General features: G+C 71.7%; 2 protein-coding genes and 1 pseudogene. All 3 read left to right on the top strand.

Going from position 1 to position 1,481, the window contains the following annotated elements:
- Positions 1–718 (top strand): M24 family metallopeptidase (locus D7231_RS34640; RefSeq protein WP_120760317.1); only part of this gene is annotated, 718 nt, incomplete at its 5' end.
- Between the two features lie 66 nt (positions 719–784).
- On the top strand, positions 785–1,351 hold the full coding sequence (gene efp, locus D7231_RS34645) for an elongation factor P (RefSeq protein WP_120760320.1): 567 nt from the start codon (positions 785–787) through the stop codon (positions 1,349–1,351).
- 2 nt (positions 1,352–1,353) lie between these two features.
- Positions 1,354–1,481 (top strand): annotated as a pseudogene (locus D7231_RS38015) (transcription antitermination factor NusB); the annotation flags it as partial.

Raw genomic sequence — 1,481 nt, forward strand, 5'->3', positions numbered from 1 at the left:
CGCCGTGGAACGGCAGCGGCTGGTGAAGGACGAGGAGGAGATCGCCGCCCTGCGGGTGGCCGCCGAGATCACCGACCGGGCGCTGGGGGAGCTGCTGGAGTCGATCCTGGTCGGCCGCACCGAGCGGCACCTGGCGCTGGAGCTGGAACGCCGCCTGGTGGACCACGGCGCGGACGGCCCGGCGTTCCCCACCTCGGTCGCCACCGGCAGCCACTCGGGCCTGGCCGGGCACCGGCCCACCGACCGGCGGGTGGAGGAGGGCGACTTCCTCACCGTGCGGCTGGGCGCGCGCTTCCGCGGCTACCGCTGCCAGATCGGGCGGACCTTCGTCATCGGCACCAGCCCCGCGGACTGGCAGATCGAGCTGTACGAGGTGGTCTTCGCCGCGCAGCGGGCCGCCCGCGAGGCGCTGGCGCCCGGCGTGGAGTACCGGGCGGTGGACCGGGCGGCCCGCCGGGTGCTGGAGGAGGCCGGGCACGGCGGCGCGCTGGGCCCGGTGACCGGGCACGGGGTCGGCCTGGAAATCGGGGAGGACCCTCGGTTGTCACCTGGCGCCATGGGTAGACTGGGCCCTTGCGTGCCGGTCACCGTCGAGCCGGGGGTGCATCTTCCGGGCCGGGGCGGTGTCCGGATCGACGACACGCTCGTCGTCCGCTCGACCGCGGACGGCGGACCCGAGCTACTCACCATCACGACCAAGGAGCTCCTCGCCCTGTAGCGCTGACGCGCGCGGCGGGGGGAGACCGCGGTCATCAGCAAGCTGTCTGTAGGAGATTCCGCGACCGTGGCGACCACGAACGACCTCAAGAACGGCATGGTGCTCAAGCTCGACGGGGGCCAGCTGTGGTCCGTTGTCGAGTTCCAGCACGTCAAGCCCGGCAAGGGCGGTGCCTTCGTGCGCACCAAGCTGAAGCACGTACTCTCCGGCAAGGTGGTCGACCGGACCTTCAACGCGGGCACCAAGGTGGAGACCGCCACCGTCGACCGGCGGGGCATGCAGTTCTCGTACAAGGACGGCCCGGACTTCGTCTTCATGGACACCGAGACGTTCGAGCAGCTGCCGCTGACCCCCGAGACCGTCGGCCAGGCCGCCAACTACCTGCTGGAGGGCCAGGACTGCACGGTCGCCATCCACGAGGGCAACCCGCTGTTCGTGGAGCTTCCGGCCGCCGTCGAGCTGGTCATCGAGTACACCGAGCCGGGTGTGCAGGGCGACCGCTCCACCGGCGGCACCAAGCCCGCCCGCCTGGAGACGGGGTACGAGATCGGCGTGCCCCTCTTCATCACCACCGGCGAGAAGATCAAGGTCGACACCCGCTCCGGCGACTACCTCGGCCGGGTGAACAGCTAACCGTGGCTGCCCGCAGCAAGGCCCGTAAACGCGCCCTGCAGATCCTCTTCGAGGCCGACCAGCGCGGAGCGGCCCCCACGGAGGTCCTCGCCGACTGGGTGCGGCTGGCGCAGGACGACCACCGGCAGCC

Source organism: Streptomyces klenkii, assembly GCF_003626645.1.
GTDB classification, from domain to species: Bacteria; Actinomycetota; Actinomycetes; order Streptomycetales; family Streptomycetaceae; genus Streptomyces; species Streptomyces klenkii.